Here is a 16,069-nt window from a genome sequence, read left to right as displayed (position 1 = left end):
GCAGGGGCGCAGGGTCCCGCTCATGGCCATTTCCTTAACATCGCATCGACCTATGCTCGCCATCGCCCTCAAGGTCGCTGCCATTGGGCTGTTTACCGGCCTCTCTGCTGTGATCAAATCGGTCTCGGACGTGGTTCCTGCCGGCGAAGCGGTGTTCTTTCGCTCGTTTTTTGCCATTCCCGTCATTGTTGTCTGGCTGTCGATGCGCGGTGATCTGAAACACGGGCTCAAGACCACACGCCCCCTGGGGCATGTGCTGCGCGGCTTGGTTGGCACCTCGGCGATGGCGATGACCTTTATGGGGCTGGGCATGTTGCCCCTGCCAGAGGTCACGGCCATTGGCTATGCGACGCCGATCTTTACCCTGATCCTGGCCGCCGTATTTCTGGGAGAGCGCATTCGCCTGATACGTATCACTGCTGTTGGCATTGGACTTTTGGGCGTGATGATCATGATCTATCCACGGCTGACCAGCGGCATGGATATGTCCAGCACCGCCTTTGTCGGGGTCATGCTGATTCTGGGAGCCACGGTGGCGCGTGGGTTTGTGCAGATTCACATTCGCCGGATGGTGATGACAGAGCACACGGCCGCCATTGTGTTTTACTTTTCCGTCACCGCCTCACTGCTGTCTCTTCTGACCCTGCCGTTTGGCTGGGTGATACCGGATCTCACCACGCTGTTCCTGCTGATCAGCGCCGGGATTATTGGCGGTGTCGCGCAGATCCTGATCACCTCGTCCTACCGCTTTGCACCTGCGTCAATGCTGGCGCCCTATGACTATGTTTCGATGCTGTTTGCAATTGTGCTCGGCTACATCTGGTTTGAAGAACTGCCAACTATTGTCATGCTGGCGGGGGCCAGTCTGGTGATTGCCGGCAATATCCTGGTGATCTGGCGTGAGAGCCGCCTTGGCCTGGAACGTGGCAAGGCCAAATCTCTGACCGATCCGAAAGGCGGGTAAGCTATCCATGCGCGCTGCGCCCTCGGCCCATATCGCGCTTGGGTCTTAGCCTTTTAGGCCTGGCTCTTTGCGTTCAACCGCACCGCCAGTTTCTGGATCTTGTCGCGGAGAGAAATGAGATCCGCCAGATCATCCCCCGCCGCCTCCAGGATACAGCGCGAGATGGCTGCTGCCTCCTTTTGCAAGGCAAGACCTTTGGCAGCCAATGAGACAATCACACTGCGCTCATCCTCAGGGTTTCGCTTGCGCGTGACCAGATCAGCCGCCTCCATGCGTTTCAAGAGAGGGGTGAGCGTATTTGATTCCAGGTTCAATGCGCTGCCCAGATCGTTCACCTTCTGGCCGTCGTGCTGCCACAGGGCAACAAGCACCAGATATTGCGGATAGGTCAGCCCATATTGCGACAGCAGTGGCCGATACAGCCGCCCCATGGCGTTATTGGCGGAATAGAGCGCAAAGCACAGCAGGTCATCAAGGCAAAGGGATTGGTGCATCATTGGCGATAAATAAATCGCACGCGATCAAACCGCAACCCCTTGCCACCTCTCTCAATCTCACCTATTTAAATCGTGTACGATTTATTCACTCGCGATCATAATGCAAAACGAGGATCCCAAACATGAGCATCTCCCCTCTTTACACTGCGCAAGGCACTGCCACCGGAGGCCGCAATGGCCGCGCCACAGTTGCAGAATCCGGTCTCGATCTGGTTCTGGCCGCGCCACCTGCCCTGGGCGGAGACGGCAAAGGTAGCAACCCAGAGCAGCTTTTTGCGGCTGGTTATTCCGCCTGCTTTATTGGCGCCATGCAGTTTGCCACCACACAGGATGCAAGCCTGGCCAAAGTTCCCGCTGATGTATCGGTCACTGCAAATGTGGGGATTGGCCCCAATCCTGAGGGTGGTTTTGGCCTGAGCGTTGCCCTTTTGGTGACCATGCCCGGGCTTGACGCAGCCCAAGCCGAGCGCATCGTCGATGCAGGTCACAAGATCTGCCCCTATTCCAATGCCATACGTAGCAATGTCGAGGTTACGACAGAGGTTCTATAAGGCGGAAGAGATATGCGAGGCTCTGCCTCGCGCTCCGGGATATTTTAGGCCAAATGAAGCAGCCACAGGCGGCCACCGCATCGCCAGATGCTCATACAGCAAAAGCGCGGAAGGTATCTTCCGCGCTTTTTCAATTTGAAAACAGCAGCTGCGACTAGCTGCGCACCAGGGCTTCATAGGCGGCAGCAATGTCACGGGTCATCTCGCCGACTTCAAACTTGTAGGGTCCGATTTCACCAACTGGTGTGACCTCGGCGGCGGTGCCGGTTAACCAGCACTGCTCGAACTCTTCCATCTCCTCGGGCAGGATCCGGCGCTCATGCACGGTGATTCCCTTGTCCTTCAGCATAGCAATGACGGTTTGCCGGGTAATCCCATTGAGGAAGCAATCCGCCAGCGGCGTATGTACTTCACCGTCTTTCACGAAGAAAATATTGGCGCCGGTCGCCTCGGCGACATAGCCGCGATAGTCCATGAACAGGGCATCCGAGCAGCCCTTGGCTTCGGCCTTATGCTTGGAGATGGTGCAGATCATATAGAGGCCCGCCGCCTTGGCGTGAACCGGGATCGTCTCGGGGCTGGGGCGTTTGTATTCCGCGATATCCAGTTTCGCGCCCTGCATCTTGGCATCGCCATAATAGGCACCCCAACCCCAGACCGCGATCGCCATGCGCACCGGGTTCTGCGCCGAGGCCACGCCCATATCTTCGCCAGAGCCGCGCCAGACCAGGGCCCGGACATAGGCGTCCTGCAGCCCAGACGCCTTGAGGGTCTCTTCTTTGGCGGCTTCGATATCATCCACCGAATAGGGCATCGGCATGTCCAGCGCCTGGGCACTGGCAATCAGGCGCTCGGAATGTTCCCGGCTTTTGAAGATCTTACCGTTATAGGCCCGCTCACCTTCAAAGACAGACGACGCATAGTGCATCGCATGGGTCAGGATGTGCACCTTTGCATCTCGCCAGTCGACCAGCTCTCCGTCCATCCAGATAAAGCCGTCCCGATCATCGTATCCAGCCATGCCACAGCCTCCTCAAAGCAGTTACATTTTTCAAAAGTTGCGCCACATACGTCCGAAGTGGACATATTGTTGCGCCAAAGCTGCGATTCGATACATCTTCACTCTTGGAATGTCAATATAGCTGACATAAACTGACTGTCAGGGACTTTAGGCGAGTAGAGGGGAGAGCACCATGTCTGAGGGTGGCTCACGCGGGCGGTCAATGGGGCGATCCAGCCAGGGGTATGGCGGCGAAAGCCTGTTGTTTTTGACCGATGAACAATTGCGTCAGGGGATCGAGGCAATGTTCTTTGCCTATCGTGGCTTTACGGCTGATCCGGACCGCATTCTGGCACAGATGTCCTATGGGCGTGCCCATCACCGCGCCATTCACTTTATCAATCGCGCCCCCGGTACCACCGTAAACAATATGCTGACCATCCTGGGCGTCACCAAACAATCGCTCAACCGGGTGCTGCGCACTCTGATCAGCGATGGGTTGGTCGAAAGCCGGGTTGGTGTCACCGACAAGCGCGAGCGCCATTTGCACCTCACCGAGGCGGGCAGACAGCTGGAGGCCAAGCTCTCGGATGCCCAGCGCGCCCGCATGCGCGCCGCCTACAAAGACGCCGGGCCGGAGGCTGTTCAGGGTTTCAAAAAGGTATTGGAGGCCATGATGGATGCGGATATGCGCCGGGCCTATATCAATCTGCGGGAAAGTGGATCATGAGCACATTTGACTCACATCTGCTGATCGTAGACGACGACGAGCGCATTCGCGGATTGCTGAAGAAGTTCCTGATGCGGGCTGGGTTTCTGGTCTCTGCGGCGCGCGATGCCGCCCATGCGCGCCGGGTACTGGCCGGGCTCGATTTTGATCTCATCATCATGGATGTGATGATGCCTGGCGAAGACGGTATCTCGCTGACCAAATCCCTGCGCGAAACCATGACCACGCCGATCCTGTTGCTCACCGCAAAGGGCGATACAGAGGACCGTATCACCGGTTTTGAAGCAGGCGCAGACGACTACCTCCCCAAACCTTTTGAGCCCAAAGAACTGCTGTTGCGGGTCAATGCGATCCTGCGACGGGTGCCGGATACCTCGGCGCAGGACAGTGCCCCCAAGGTGCTGCATCTTGGCGACATCCGCTATAATATCGAACGCGGAGAGATGTGGCAGGGCAATGATCTGGTGCGGCTGACCGGCACCGAAAGCCAGCTGATGAAGATCTTTTCGGCCTGCCCCGGAGAACCCGTCAGCCGTGCCAAACTGGTCGAGGATCTGGGCCGGGATCGTGGCCAGGCACAGGAGCGCGCGGTGGATGTTCAGATCACCCGGCTGCGCCGCAAGATCGAGCCGAACCCAAAACAGCCGCAATACCTGCAAACCGTCCGGGGCGCAGGCTATATGCTGGCGCCGGATTGATCAGGCACAATAGATCAGGCACAAAAGATCAGGTGTGGCTCACCCCTGCTGCCCTCTCCCCATTGTCGTCGCCCTCTGGGCAATTGCGCTGTCCCACATTGCTCTGTCCCACATTGCGCGGTCCCGCTGAGTTCCGCCTTGTCGCGGGGGTAACCTCGGCTCTAAGCTTTGAGCCTATCGCGCCCCCTGCTTTCCACCCTGACGCTCTGGACTATACCGAATGACAACCGCTTTGATCACCCACGCTGATTGCCTGCGCCACGAGACCCCAGAAGGTCACCCCGAACAGGTGGCCCGCCTTGAACACGTCCTGCACGCGCTGGAAACGCTGGATCTGAAACGGGTGCCTGCGCCGATGGCGGCCGAGGATGACATCCTGCGCATTCACCCTGTGGATCATCTGCGCGATCTACGTTCCGCCCGCCCTAGCAAAGGCTATGCGCAGATTGACGGCGATACTTTCATCTCGCCCGACTCGCTGGACGCGGCCTTTCGCGCGGCTGGCGCCGCTGTGCGCGCCGTCGATATGGTGCTGGGGGGCGAGGTGCAAAACGCCTTTGCCGCCATTCGCCCGCCGGGGCACCATGCCGAATCCGAAACTGCCATGGGATTTTGCCTGTTTGGAAACGCCGCCCTGGCCGCCAAACATGCGCTGGATCATCATGGATTGAAACGGGTCGCCGTGGTGGATTTTGACGTTCATCACGGCAATGGCACCCAGGACCTGTTGTGGGATGAGCCCCGCGCCCTGTTCATCACCAGCCAGCAGATGCCGCTTTGGCCGGGCTCCGGTCGCGCCGATGAAGATGGCGTATATGGTCAGATCCTCAACCTGCCCCTGCCACCCGAATCGGGGGGCACTGAGATGCGCGCCGCCTATACCGATCAGGCCTTTCCACGGCTGCGCGCCTTTCAGCCAGAGCTGATCATCATCTCGGCTGGCTTTGACGCCCATCGCGACGATCCCCTGGCCAGTCTGAACTGGAGCACCACAGATTTTGCCTGGCTCACGGCTGAACTCTGCGCTCTGGCGGCTGAGCTGTGTCAGGGCCGTATCGTCTCGACTCTGGAGGGCGGATATGATCTGAACGCGCTAGCGCAGGCCACGCGCGCACATGTGGAAGAATTGATAAAGGCAGCGACATGACCGAGACCACCGCCCCCTCCGTGGAAGAGATGAGCTTTGAGCAAGCCATGCGCGAACTGGAAACCGTCGTGGGCCAACTGGAACGCGGCGACGTGGCGCTGGATGCCTCGATCGCGCTTTATGAACGCGGCGCCAAGCTCAAAAAACGCTGCGAGGACGAACTCAAACGCGCCGAAGAGAAGGTCGCCTCCCTGACGCTGGATGCCAGCGGCACGCCGATTGCGACCCAGGCTCTGGACGCGGGATAACAGCATGGCTGTTCCCTTCACTGTGGCGCTGAAACAGGCGCAACAAGAGATCTCTGCCCGCCTGAACACTCTCATTCCTGTGGGGGCCACCCTGGGAAAGCCAATGTTGCATGCGGTGATGGGCGGCAAGATGCTGCGCGGTTTCCTGGTGCTGGAAAGCGCGCGCCTTCACGGCGTGGAATCAGAGGCAGCCCTGGACGCGGCGGTCGCCATTGAATGCATCCATGCCTATTCCCTGGTGCATGATGATCTGCCCTGCATGGATGACGACGATCTGCGCCGCGGCCTGCCGACGATCCATAAAAAATGGGACGAGGCAACAGCGGTGCTGACAGGCGATGCGCTGCAGACCATGGCCTTTGACCTTTTGGCCGATGCAAAATTTGGCCCCCATGCACTAGAGCTTATCCGGCTCATGGCCCGCGCGGCTGGCCGCTCCGGCATGGTGCAGGGGCAGATGCTGGATATTGATGCGGAAACCGCTACAACACCTCTGACCCTGGACCAGATCACCCGGCTCCAGAACCGCAAAACTGGCTGCCTGATCAATTGGTCTGCCACCGTTGGGCCGGTGATTTCTGGCGATGATCCCAGTGCATTAACACAATATGCAACCGCCCTTGGCCTTGCATTTCAGATCGCCGACGACATCTTGGATATTGAAGGCGATGCGCAAAAGGTCGGCAAGGCCCTGCGTAAAGATGCCAATGCCGGCAAGGCGACCTTTGTCTCACTCCTGGGACTGGAGCCTGCCAAACAGCGCGCACGGGACCTGGTCGACGAGGCCTGCTCGGCCCTCGCCCCCTACGGGGATGAGGGAGAAACCTTGAAGCAGACCGCCCGCTTCGTTATTGCGCGAGACAGCTGACACCGGAACCTACTTGCTCCGCCCGCCACAAGGAAACACCATGTCTGACCGGCCCTCTACCCCGCTTTTGGACCAGATCGCGCGCCCTGCGGATATGAAGGGGCTGAGTGATAGCCAACTGGTGCAGCTGGCGCATGAACTGCGGCAAGAGACCATTTCGGCGGTTTCGACCACTGGCGGCCATCTGGGCGCGGGCCTGGGCGTGGTTGAACTCACCGTGGCGCTGCACGCGGTGTTCAACACCCCCAGGGACAAACTGATCTGGGATGTCTCGCATCAAAGCTACCCTCATAAAATCCTGACCGAACGCCGCGACCGTATCCGCACCCTGCGCACCAAGGGCGGGCTGTCGGGCTTTACCAAACGCAGCGAGAGCCCCTACGACCCCTTTGGCGCCGCCCATAGCTCCACCTCAATCTCTGCCGCGCTGGGATTCTCGGTGGCCCGGGATCTGGGCGGCGTGGTGCCCGAGGGTCTGGGCGAGGCAATTGCGGTGATCGGCGATGGGTCGATGTCGGCCGGTATGGCCTTTGAGGCGATGAACAACGCCGGCCATCTGAACAAGCGGATGATCGTTATCCTCAACGACAATGAGATGAGCATCGCACCGCCGGTTGGCGCGCTGTCGTCCTATCTGTCGCGGCTTTATGCCGAGGAACCTTTTCAAGAGCTGAAGGCCGTGGCCAAGGGCGCCGCCTCGCTGCTGCCGGAACCCTTCCGCGAGGGCGCCAAACGCGCCAAAGACATGCTCAAAGGCCTGGCCGTGGGCGGCACCATGTTTGAATCGCTTGGGTTTTCCTACATCGGACCTATTGACGGCCATGACCTGCACCAGCTGCTACCGGTGCTGCGCACCGTCAAGGCCCGCGCCAAGGGTCCGATCCTGATCCATGTGCTGACCAAAAAGGGCAAAGGCTACGCCCCCGCCGAGGCCGCCCGCGACAGGGGTCATGCCACTGCGAAATTTGATGTGGTCACCGGCAAACAGCACAAGACCCCCTCCAATGCGCCCTCCTATACCGGCGTCTTTGGCGATGAGCTGGTGAAACTGGCCGCCAAGGACGACAAGATCTGCGCCGTCACGGCCGCCATGCCCGATGGCACAGGCCTGTCGCTGATGGCGGAACGCTACCCCTCGCGCTGCTTTGACGTGGGCATTGCTGAACAGCACGGCGTCACCTTTGCCGCCGCGCTGGCCGCTGGCGGGATGAAGCCCTTTTGCGCGATGTATTCGACATTTCTGCAGCGTGGCTATGACCAGGTGGTGCATGATGTCGCCATCCAGCGCCTGCCGGTCCGTTTTGCCATCGACCGCGCCGGTCTGGTAGGCGCGGATGGCGCCACCCACGCCGGTTCTTTCGACATCGGCTTTATGTCCAACCTGCCCGGTATGGTGGTGATGGCCGCCTCTGACGAGGCCGAGCTGGTGCATATGGTCCATACCGCCGCCGCCCATGACGCGGGCCCCATCGCCTTCCGCTACCCCCGTGGCGAGGGCGAGGGTGTCGAGATGCCCGAGGTTCCGCAACTGCTGGAGATCGGCAAGGGCCGAATGATCCAAGCGGGCAAACGCGTGGCGCTGCTCTCCTTTGGCACCCGCCTGGGCGAAGTCCGCAAGGCCGCCGAGGCCCTGTCGGCCAAGGGCATCACCCCCACCATTGCCGATGCCCGTTTTGCCAAACCGCTGGACCGCGAGATGATCCTGCAACTGGTGGCCGACCACGAGGCGCTGATCACGATTGAAGAGGGCGCCGTTGGCGGCTTTGGCTCCCATGTGGCGCAGCTTTTGGCAGATGAAGGTGTGTTTGACGCGGGCTTCAAATTCCGCTCCATGGTGCTGCCTGATACCTTCATCGACCAGGCCAGCCCCGCCGATATGTACGAGACCGCCGCCATGAACGCCCCCCAGATCGAAGCCAAGGTGCTGGAGGTGCTGGGTGTGGCGCAGATCGGGGAAAAGCGGGCCTAGGGCTCATCCCAAGAACAGCAGGCAAAGAACAAGATCCCAGGATCGCCCTGTAGAAACACATTGTGCCTGCCGACAATAAAACGGGGCAAGAGGGCAGGACTATAGCGCCGGCGGTTCTGCCGGGGGCACAAAGCGTTCCATGTCCTCGGCTGCCAACACTGCACACAGCCCCTCGCGGTAGCTGGGGTAAAGCAACTGCACCCCCAGCGCATCCTTGATGCGCTGGTTTCTGACCCGCTTGTTTTCACCGTAAAAACTGCGCGCCATTGGGGTCATGCCGGCCTCGTCAAAGGGCACCTCGGCGGGCACGGGTAGCCCCAGCAGCTCTGCGGCGTAGCCCAGAACGTCCTGTGGCGGGGCGGGGTCATCATCGCAGAGGTTATAGATCCCGCCCGGGTTCGGCGCGTCAATCGAGGCCAGCAGCGCCTGCACAATATCATCCACATGAATGCGGGAAAACACCTGCCCCGGTTTCACAATGCGCCGCGCCTTGCCCGCCATCAGCTTGGCAAAGGGGCCACGCCCGGGGCCGTAAATTCCGGCCAGGCGAAAAATATGCAACCGCAGACCCGGGATTTGCTGCCATTGTTGCTCAGCCAGGGTCCGCCAGGTGCCGCGTTCGCTGGTCGGCGCAACGGGCGTGGTCTCATCCACCCAGTCGCCGCCCCGGTCGCCATAGACAGCCGTGGTCGATAGATACCCGAACCACTCCAAACCCGCAGCGGCGGCCGCAATCTCATCGCGTAAAGCTGCCAGAACAGGATCACCAGAGGCATTTGGCCCGATCGAGCTGAGGACATGCGTGACGCCAGCCAAAGAGATCTCTTCTCCGGGCCAGGTGATCATCTCCACACCTGGGACCGCAACCGGCTCACGCGCCGTACCAATCACCCGCCAGCCGCGCGCCAATAGCTGCGGCGCCAGACGGCGCGCCGTATATCCACATCCAAGACAAAGAAGCGTTTTTTGCATGGGCACTATTTGGCCAGAAGGGCGCAAAGGCGCAAGGCTTGTTTCCAATCCCATGCCGCTCTTTTATCAAGACCTGACAGTTGCGTTTACGCGCGCGGCTGGCAAGACAGCGACAGGCAGCGCGTGCAAGCGCGCTGCCGGGCCCAACCCTAAAGCGGCAGTCTTTGACTGCTGCGGCAGGGGCGGGAGCCCCCCCCCTGCCACTTCTCAGTGCCACTTCTCAGGACCTCTTCTCAGCGCCCCTTCCAGACCGGGTCGCGTTTCTCAGCAAAGGCACGGGCACCTTCCATCTGATCCTCGCTGGCATAGAGCACATCAACAGAGCGCAGCTGGCGCTGGGTGATGTGGTTCATCGCATCCTGGAATTTGCAATCTTCCGCGTCGCGCACCACCTCCTTGATCGCCGCATAGACCAGCGGTGGCCCCGAGGCGAGCAGGCGCGCCAGATCCCAGGCGCGGGTCATCAGCTGATCGCCGGGCACAATCTCGTTCACCAGCCCCCAGCGATTGGCCTCCTCGGCATCAAACCAGCGCCCGGTCAGCAAAAGCTCCATGGCGATGTGATAGGGGATACGTTTCGGCAGCTTGATCGAGGCCGCATCCGCCACCGTGCCGGAGCGGATTTCGGGCAGCGCAAAAGTCGCGTGATCTGCGGCCAGGATCATATCGGCCGAGATTGCCAGCTCCAACCCGCCGCCACAGGCGATGCCGTTCACCGCAGCAATCACCGGCTTGTTCATGTCGCGCAGCTCCTGCAAGCCGCCAAAACCACCAACGCCATAATCGCCATCCACCGCATCGCCATCAGCGGCAGCCTTTAGATCCCAACCGGGGCAAAAGAACTTTTCGCCGCCGCCCGTCAGAATCGCCACCCGCAAATCCGGGTCATCGCGAAAATCTCGAAACACCTCGCCCATCACCTTGCTGGTGGCCAGATCAATGGCATTGGCCTTGGGCCGGTCCAGGGTGACCTCCAGAATGGCGCCTTCGCGCCGGGTTTTCACGGGTCCCTCTGTCATCTCCACTGCGCTCATTTCAATAAGTCCTTTCTGCGCATCAGCGCATCCGCTGCCACCGCATCCTCAGGCGTACATAACAGCGGGTTGATTTCAATTTCTTCCAGACCTTCGGCCTCGGCCAGGACATAGGCCTGCACCGATGTCACCGCCCGCAGGATTGCAGCGCGGTCGGCTGCCGGTTTGCCACGGTAGCCTGCCAGCAGTTTTGCGATTTTCAAGCCATCCAAAGCCGCGTCAATTGCCGCATCACTGGCCGGCAGCAAAAGCGAGCAACTGTCCTGCAGGATCTCTGTCAGGGTGCCGCCTGCTGCCAGCGTCAGGACAAAACCATGCGCCGGGTCTTTCACCACCCCAATGAGCAGCTCTGCCACCGCTCCGGTGATCATTTCCTCGACCAGATACCGCTCTGTCGGCATCGCATCTGCCGCCGCACTGACCTCGCCGCCGGTCGCCAGGCCCAGCACCACCGCACCAGCTTCGGTCTTATGGGCAATCCCTTCGCCCTTCAGCACCACCGGATAGCCAATATCCGCCGCCGCCGCCCGCGCCATGCCGGGGGATTTTGCTCGGATAGATTTAGGGATCCGCAGACCATACTGCGCCAGGCGAAACTTGGCTTCCGCTTCAGACACCAGACTGGGCGCTACCACTGTGGTCGGCAGCAGCACAGGTTCCGCAACATCCGGTCGCCGCGCTGAGGCGGCAGCACAGGCCAGCAGGGCTTCGCGCAGCCCACAAAAGGGCACCACGCCAGCACCCATCAGCTGGTCGGCAACGGCCTCGGGCAGCAGTTCCGGCAGGGTTGCCACCAGCGCGACATTCGCCCCGGTTGCGTGCTGTGCACCAATGGCGGCCTCAATGGCACAGTCCCAGTCGCTGGCCGAGCAGCGATCGGTGCGCGGAAAATCAACAATCAGCAGGGTCATCGCCAGGGATGGATCCATCATCGCGGACCAGGCCCGCGTCATTGCCTCTGTGTCGCGCCAGATATAGGTGTGATAGTCCAGCGGATTTGCCAGCGCCACCATCGGCCCCAGCGCCGCGCGCAGGTCGGTTTCCTGGGTGTCATTCAAAGGCGGAAAGACCACCGGGAGGTCATGCGCGGTATCGGCAGCAAGGCTTGCCTCGCCCCCCGAACAGCTGATCGACCCCAACCGGTTGTTGGGTAGTGGCCCTGTCACATGCAGCAGTTTCAGCGTTTCCAGAAATGCTGGCAGATCGTCAAGCCGCGCAATGCCCAGACGCGTGAGCAAAGCCTGAGCCCCCGCGTCACCGCCCGCAAGCGACGCCGTATGAGAAATCGTCGCCGCCTGTGCCTCTGCCGATTTGCCCACTTTCAGCGCAATGATCGACTTGCCCAAGGCGCGCGCCTTTGCCGCCAGCGCCTCAAAGGCCCGCAGATCGCCAAAGCCTTCGATATGCAGGCCCAGCGCGGTGACCCGATCATCGTCCAGCAGCGCCTCACCAATGGCGGCAATGCCGGACTGCGCCTGATTGCCCGCCGCCACCACATAGGCAATGGGCAGACCCCGCGTCTGCATGGTGAGGTTGATGGCGATGTTGGAGCTTTGAGTGATCAGGGCCACGCCCCTCTCCACCCGCTTGCCACCGTGCTGGTCAGGCCAGAGCAAAGCCCCATCCAGATAGTTGATAAAGCCATAACAATTGGGCCCTAGGAAAGGCATCTGCCCCGCCGCCGCCAACAGCTGCGCCTGCAGGTCTGCGCCCTCTGAATCTTCTGCCTGGGCCTCCAGGAAGCCAGAGGCAAAGCAGACCGCGCCGCCGGCATCGCGCGCCGCCAGATCCCGCACCACCTCGATTGTGGCAAAGCGGTTGACCCCGACAAAGGTGGCATCCGGTGCCGCCGGCAGACTGGCGACATCCCGATAGACCGGCAGGCCTGCCAGCTCTTCCGCCTTGGGGTGAACCGGCCAGATCTCACCGTCGAACCCCATCTTCTGGCACTGTTCAATCACCAGACGGCACCAGGCGCCACCGCCAACAACGGCGATGGTTTTGGGCCTAAACAGCCTGTTTAGAGACTTCATTTCTACTTATTCATCCCTTGTGGCCCGGTCCAGATGGCCGAGGTCCTGTTGCGGGTTGATCTGGTCGCGCACGCGGGTCTTCAGCTCTTTCACATCGGGAAATCCGCCGTCGCGCTTGCGCTCCCAGATCAGCTCATCATTCAGCGTGATCTCAAAGATGCCTCCGACCTCCCCTGGCACCAGGGTCACCGCCGCCAATTGATCCTGAAAAGTCGACAGCAGTTCCTGCGCCATCCAGGCGGCGCGCAGCATCCAGTTGCAGCCGATACAATAGGTAATGGTGATCTTGGGTTTCAAAGGTGAGGTCGTGGACATGGTTCATCAAGCTCCGTGGGCGCGTAACATTTCGCGGCTGATGATATGTCTTTGGATCTCGCTCGTCCCCTCCCAAATGCGCTCCACCCGGGCGTCACGCCAGATACGTTCCAAGGGCAGCTCATCCATCAGGCCCATGCCGCCATGGATCTGGATTGCCTCGTCCGCAACCATGGCCAGCATCTCGGTCGCTTTGAGCTTGGCCATCGACATGTCAGACTCGGTGACCGTGCCCTGATCGAATTTCCAACCGGCCTCCCAGGTCAGCAGATTGGCGGCTTTCAGCTCCAGCGCCATATCGGCCAGCTTAAAAGAAACGCCCTGGAATTTGCCGATTTGCTGGCCAAATTGTTTGCGCTCGGCGGCATATTCAACCGCGTGCTGCAACGCACGATCTGCCCGGCCCAGACAGGTTGCCGCCACCTGCAGACGGGTCGCCCCCAACCATGTGTTGGCCACGTCAAACCCCTTGTCGACCTCACCCAGGATGGCCGAAGACGGCAGGCGGCAGTCGTCAAACTCCAGAACAGCATTGGTATAGCCCCGGTGCGAGACATTGCTATAGCCCGCGCGCACGGCAAACCCCGGCGTGCCCTTGTCGACAAAGAAGGCGGTGATTTTTTTCTTTGGGCCGCGCGGAGTGTCTTCAACCCCAGTCGCCATAAAGCAGATTGCAAAATCTGCGATATCGGCATGGCTGATGAAATGTTTGGTGCCGTTCAGGATCCAGTCATCCCCATCCCTGCGCGCCGTGGCCTTCATACCGCGCAGATCAGAGCCCGCGTCCGGCTCTGTCATGGCAAGACAGTCCCATTTTTCACCCTTCATGCAGGGGAACAGGTATTTTTCTTTCTGTTCTTCGGTGCCGGCCAGCAGGATATTCGACGGGCGCGCGACGCCGGTCCAGTGCAGCGCATAATTGGCCCGGCCCAGTTCTTTTTCATACATCAGCCAGCTGAGCGTATCGAGCCCGGCACCGCCCACCTCTTCGGGCATATTTGCGGCATAAAGCCCGGCCTCCATCGCCTTCGCCTGGATGTCCTTGATCACATCCATGTCCAGATGACCGGAGCGTTCGACCTCCAGCTCGTGGGGGTAAAGCTCGTTCTCCACAAAGGCACGGGTCGTCTCGACGATCATTGCCTGTTCTTCTGTCATGCCAAACTGCATCGCGCCTGTCCTTCTCTTTGACTTGCCCACCAGTCTAGCGCCGGGCTAGGGTTTCTTCGTGCAAGAATGGACAAAACCATGCAGAACTGGGTGAAAGAAGACGCTGCAGCGCAGCAGGTTGATCTGCTGTTGTTTGATGATTTTTCCGGCCATTGCCTCGCCAATACGATCGAGCCCTTGCGCGCGGCCAATACGCTGGCGGGGCGGCAAGCCTATGCCTGGCGGTTTCTCACTCTGGATGGGGCGCCTGTCACCTCCTCCGCCGGGATGGAGGTGAATCCCCATGACCAGCTGGCCCATTGTCGCGGCGACATGTTGATTGCCATGCCCTCGTATCGCTATCGCCCGCTGGCAACGGAGGCGGCGAAAAAGTCTTTGCGGGCGGCTGCGGGTCGCTACGGGGTGATGGCAGGTTTTGATGCCGGTGCCTGGCTATTGGCTGCAGCCGGGCTGCTTGAGGGGCGGCGCGCCACCATCCACTGGGAGGAACTGGCTGGCTTTGCCGAGGATTTCCCCCAGGTCGAGGCCCAGCGCCTGCGCCATGTACAGGACGGCAATCGCATCACCTGCACTGGTGCCCTGGCGGCCTTTGACCTGATGATGGATCTCATTGGACAGAGCCACGGTCAGGCGCTGCGGCTGGAGGTTGCCGCGCTGTTCATGAGCCCCGAAATCACCGAGACAGAGCCAACCTGCGTCGCCATAGGCTCTGCGCGCAGCCGCTCTGTCGCAAGGGCCCTGGCCCTGATGCAGGCCAATATCGAGGCACCGCTTTCGGTGCTGGAAATCGCCCGCCGGGTTGGTCGCAACCGCAAAGATCTGGAACAGCGCATGAAGGCCCAGTTGGGGGCAACCCCGCAGGCCATCTATCGCCATCTGCGCCTCATACAGGCACGAAAGCTTGTATTAGAGACTGATTTATCCATCGCAGAGATCGCCCTGCGCAGTGGCTACGAAGACCCCAGCGCCTTGACCCGTGCCTATCGCGCAGAATTTGGCGCCTCCCCGCGCCAGATGCGCAACAGCACGGGGTGACAGCACGGGGTGACACGGTCCAGAGATCCGGAAACGGCTCTAACTGGCGTAGGTAGAGCCCTCGCTATCCAGGATCAGCTTGATCTCGCGCAGGTGCGCCTCGGCCTGAGAGGGATAGTCCTCCAACTCGCGCGCTGTCTTCTCGGCGATTTCATCCGACAGCACGCGCAGGGGCTGCCCCGTCTGCAAAGCCCGTATATAAGTCTCGGCGGCGCGTTCAAAATAGTAGAGCCTATTCAACGTATCCGCCGGATCAGAGCCGATCACCAGCACCCCGTGGTTGCCCATGATCATCACCTTTTGTTTGGGATCGGTCAGCATCGCCGCACAGCGCGCGCCTTCGTCCTCAAAGGCCAAACCACCATAGCCATCGTCGATGACATAGCGATTGAAAAAGGTAGCGGTGTTCTGATCAATCGGCGGCAGGGTGCTATCGGCCAGAGAGGCCAGAACCGTGGCATGGATCGAATGTACATGCATCACGCAGCGCGCCTGCGGACACAGACGATGGATCGAGCCATGCAGCCCCCAGGCGGTTGGGTCCGGCGCGCCGGGTTTGGTCATGGTTTCGGGATCGTTCGCGTCCAGTAGCAGCAGGTTTGATGCGGTGATCCGGGCAAAATGCATCAGATTTGCATTCATCAGAAACTGGCTGCCGTCCGCGTTCACCGCCAGGCTGAAATGATTGGCCACGCCCTCGTGCATATTGAGCCGCTCCACCCAGCGAAAGCTCGCCGCCATATCGACGCGCTCCTGCCAATGGTCCATATTGGGGCGCAATTCTGCAACGCTCATTTTGAGGCTCCTAAAGCAACTTCTGATTGCCCAGAACCTGAGC

The 16,069-nt window shown here is 60.5% G+C and carries 17 protein-coding genes; 9 read left to right on the top strand and 8 right to left on the bottom strand.

What is annotated here, in order from left to right; translation table 11 throughout:
* Positions 1 to 22: 22 nt before the first annotated feature.
* Positions 23 to 964 (top strand): DMT family transporter, encoded by a 942-nt coding sequence (locus ARCT_RS0123145; RefSeq protein WP_027242219.1) that lies wholly within the window; start codon positions 23 to 25, stop codon positions 962 to 964.
* A 53-nt stretch (positions 965 to 1,017) separates the two neighbouring features.
* On the opposite strand, the gene ARCT_RS0123140 is transcribed toward ARCT_RS0123145, so the two are convergent.
* A complete protein-coding gene (locus ARCT_RS0123140; protein ID WP_027242218.1) occupies positions 1,018 to 1,461 on the bottom strand; it encodes a MarR family winged helix-turn-helix transcriptional regulator in 444 nt (147 codons plus the stop codon).
* Between the two features lie 122 nt (positions 1,462 to 1,583).
* Here ARCT_RS0123140 and ARCT_RS0123135 point away from each other — a divergent pair, with 122 nt between their 5' ends.
* Positions 1,584 to 2,012 carry an organic hydroperoxide resistance protein gene (locus tag ARCT_RS0123135; RefSeq protein WP_027242217.1) on the top strand — a complete coding sequence of 143 codons (429 nt, stop codon included), beginning with the start codon at positions 1,584 to 1,586 and terminating at the stop codon, positions 2,010 to 2,012.
* A gap of 154 nt (positions 2,013 to 2,166) precedes the next feature.
* On the opposite strand, the gene ARCT_RS0123125 is transcribed toward ARCT_RS0123135, so the two are convergent.
* Complete coding sequence (locus ARCT_RS0123125; protein ID WP_027242216.1) at positions 2,167 to 3,033, bottom strand: branched-chain amino acid aminotransferase; 867 nt, start codon at positions 3,031 to 3,033, stop codon at positions 2,167 to 2,169.
* Positions 3,034 to 3,205: 172 nt separating this feature from the next.
* Here ARCT_RS0123125 and ARCT_RS0123120 point away from each other — a divergent pair, with 172 nt between their 5' ends.
* From ARCT_RS0123120 to dxs, 6 genes are all read left to right on the top strand, one after another.
* On the top strand, positions 3,206 to 3,742 hold the full coding sequence (locus ARCT_RS0123120; protein WP_051360970.1) for a MarR family winged helix-turn-helix transcriptional regulator: 537 nt from the start codon (positions 3,206 to 3,208) through the stop codon (positions 3,740 to 3,742).
* A complete protein-coding gene (locus tag ARCT_RS0123115; RefSeq protein ID WP_027242214.1) occupies positions 3,739 to 4,440 on the top strand; it encodes a response regulator in 702 nt (233 codons plus the stop codon). Before ARCT_RS0123120 ends, ARCT_RS0123115 begins: the two co-directional genes overlap by 4 nt.
* 220 nt (positions 4,441 to 4,660) lie before the next feature.
* Positions 4,661 to 5,587, top strand: coding sequence for a histone deacetylase family protein (locus ARCT_RS0123110; RefSeq protein ID WP_027242213.1), 927 nt, complete (start codon positions 4,661 to 4,663; stop codon positions 5,585 to 5,587).
* Positions 5,584 to 5,835 carry an exodeoxyribonuclease VII small subunit gene (locus ARCT_RS0123105; protein WP_027242212.1) on the top strand — a complete coding sequence of 84 codons (252 nt, stop codon included), beginning with the start codon at positions 5,584 to 5,586 and terminating at the stop codon, positions 5,833 to 5,835. Before ARCT_RS0123110 ends, ARCT_RS0123105 begins: the two co-directional genes overlap by 4 nt.
* Before the next feature lie 4 nt (positions 5,836 to 5,839).
* Entirely contained in the window at positions 5,840 to 6,703 is an 864-nt protein-coding gene (locus ARCT_RS0123100; RefSeq protein ID WP_027242211.1) for a polyprenyl synthetase family protein, read from the top strand.
* A 40-nt stretch (positions 6,704 to 6,743) separates the two neighbouring features.
* Positions 6,744 to 8,672 (top strand): 1-deoxy-D-xylulose-5-phosphate synthase, encoded by a 1,929-nt coding sequence (gene dxs / locus ARCT_RS0123095; protein ID WP_027242210.1) that lies wholly within the window; start codon positions 6,744 to 6,746, stop codon positions 8,670 to 8,672.
* Positions 8,673 to 8,771: 99 nt separating this feature from the next.
* Here the strand turns inward: dxs and ARCT_RS0123090 are convergent, their stop codons facing one another.
* The 5 genes from ARCT_RS0123090 to ARCT_RS0123070 all read right to left on the bottom strand — a co-directional run bounded on the left by ARCT_RS0123090 (position 8,772) and on the right by ARCT_RS0123070 (position 14,196).
* Positions 8,772 to 9,644: an SDR family oxidoreductase gene (locus ARCT_RS0123090; protein ID WP_027242209.1), complete on the bottom strand. Its 873-nt coding sequence runs from the start codon at positions 9,642 to 9,644 to the stop codon at positions 8,772 to 8,774.
* 233 nt (positions 9,645 to 9,877) lie between these two features.
* Entirely contained in the window at positions 9,878 to 10,663 is a 786-nt protein-coding gene (locus ARCT_RS0123085; RefSeq protein ID WP_027242208.1) for a carnitinyl-CoA dehydratase, read from the bottom strand.
* 11 nt (positions 10,664 to 10,674) lie between these two features.
* Positions 10,675 to 12,711: an acetate--CoA ligase family protein gene (locus tag ARCT_RS0123080; protein ID WP_027242207.1), complete on the bottom strand. Its 2,037-nt coding sequence runs from the start codon at positions 12,709 to 12,711 to the stop codon at positions 10,675 to 10,677.
* Between the two features lie 6 nt (positions 12,712 to 12,717).
* Positions 12,718 to 13,026: a SelT/SelW/SelH family protein gene (locus ARCT_RS0123075; RefSeq protein WP_027242206.1), complete on the bottom strand. Its 309-nt coding sequence runs from the start codon at positions 13,024 to 13,026 to the stop codon at positions 12,718 to 12,720.
* A 6-nt stretch (positions 13,027 to 13,032) separates the two neighbouring features.
* On the bottom strand, positions 13,033 to 14,196 hold the full coding sequence (locus ARCT_RS0123070; protein ID WP_027242205.1) for an acyl-CoA dehydrogenase family protein: 1,164 nt from the start codon (positions 14,194 to 14,196) through the stop codon (positions 13,033 to 13,035).
* 78 nt (positions 14,197 to 14,274) lie between these two features.
* Here ARCT_RS0123070 and ARCT_RS0123065 point away from each other — a divergent pair, with 78 nt between their 5' ends.
* Complete coding sequence (locus tag ARCT_RS0123065; RefSeq protein WP_027242204.1) at positions 14,275 to 15,231, top strand: GlxA family transcriptional regulator; 957 nt, start codon at positions 14,275 to 14,277, stop codon at positions 15,229 to 15,231.
* A 39-nt stretch (positions 15,232 to 15,270) separates the two neighbouring features.
* On the opposite strand, the gene ARCT_RS0123060 is transcribed toward ARCT_RS0123065, so the two are convergent.
* Positions 15,271 to 16,026 carry a class II aldolase and adducin N-terminal domain-containing protein gene (locus tag ARCT_RS0123060; protein WP_027242203.1) on the bottom strand — a complete coding sequence of 252 codons (756 nt, stop codon included), beginning with the start codon at positions 16,024 to 16,026 and terminating at the stop codon, positions 15,271 to 15,273.
* Between the last annotated feature and the right edge of the window lie 43 nt (positions 16,027 to 16,069).

The sequence above is a fragment of the Pseudophaeobacter arcticus DSM 23566 genome, from assembly GCF_000473205.1.
Classification (GTDB): domain Bacteria; phylum Pseudomonadota; class Alphaproteobacteria; order Rhodobacterales; family Rhodobacteraceae; genus Pseudophaeobacter; species Pseudophaeobacter arcticus.
This window is presented reverse-complemented; position numbering and strand designations above follow the sequence as displayed.

Bases quoted from the DNA above. Each gene is read 5' to 3' on its own strand.
- ARCT_RS0123075 (WP_027242206.1), bottom strand. From the start codon at position 13,026: ATGTCCACGACCTCACCTTTGAAACCCAAGATCACCATTACCTATTGT.
- ARCT_RS0123115 (WP_027242214.1), top strand. From the start codon at position 3,739: ATGAGCACATTTGACTCACATCTGCTGATCGTAGACGACGACGAGCGC.
- ARCT_RS0123145 (WP_027242219.1), top strand. From the start codon at position 23: ATGGCCATTTCCTTAACATCGCATCGACCTATGCTCGCCATCGCCCTC.
- ARCT_RS0123100 (WP_027242211.1), top strand. From the start codon at position 5,840: ATGGCTGTTCCCTTCACTGTGGCGCTGAAACAGGCGCAACAAGAGATC.
- ARCT_RS0123060 (WP_027242203.1), bottom strand. From the start codon at position 16,026: ATGAGCGTTGCAGAATTGCGCCCCAATATGGACCATTGGCAGGAGCGC.
- ARCT_RS0123085 (WP_027242208.1), bottom strand. From the start codon at position 10,663: ATGACAGAGGGACCCGTGAAAACCCGGCGCGAAGGCGCCATTCTGGAG.
- ARCT_RS0123140 (WP_027242218.1), bottom strand. From the start codon at position 1,461: ATGATGCACCAATCCCTTTGCCTTGATGACCTGCTGTGCTTTGCGCTC.
- ARCT_RS0123065 (WP_027242204.1), top strand. From the start codon at position 14,275: ATGCAGAACTGGGTGAAAGAAGACGCTGCAGCGCAGCAGGTTGATCTG.
- ARCT_RS0123125 (WP_027242216.1), bottom strand. From the start codon at position 3,033: ATGGCTGGATACGATGATCGGGACGGCTTTATCTGGATGGACGGAGAG.
- ARCT_RS0123105 (WP_027242212.1), top strand. From the start codon at position 5,584: ATGACCGAGACCACCGCCCCCTCCGTGGAAGAGATGAGCTTTGAGCAA.
- ARCT_RS0123070 (WP_027242205.1), bottom strand. From the start codon at position 14,196: ATGCAGTTTGGCATGACAGAAGAACAGGCAATGATCGTCGAGACGACC.
- ARCT_RS0123090 (WP_027242209.1), bottom strand. From the start codon at position 9,644: ATGCAAAAAACGCTTCTTTGTCTTGGATGTGGATATACGGCGCGCCGT.
- ARCT_RS0123080 (WP_027242207.1), bottom strand. From the start codon at position 12,711: ATGAAGTCTCTAAACAGGCTGTTTAGGCCCAAAACCATCGCCGTTGTT.
- ARCT_RS0123120 (WP_051360970.1), top strand. From the start codon at position 3,206: ATGTCTGAGGGTGGCTCACGCGGGCGGTCAATGGGGCGATCCAGCCAG.
- dxs (WP_027242210.1), top strand. From the start codon at position 6,744: ATGTCTGACCGGCCCTCTACCCCGCTTTTGGACCAGATCGCGCGCCCT.
- ARCT_RS0123110 (WP_027242213.1), top strand. From the start codon at position 4,661: ATGACAACCGCTTTGATCACCCACGCTGATTGCCTGCGCCACGAGACC.
- ARCT_RS0123135 (WP_027242217.1), top strand. From the start codon at position 1,584: ATGAGCATCTCCCCTCTTTACACTGCGCAAGGCACTGCCACCGGAGGC.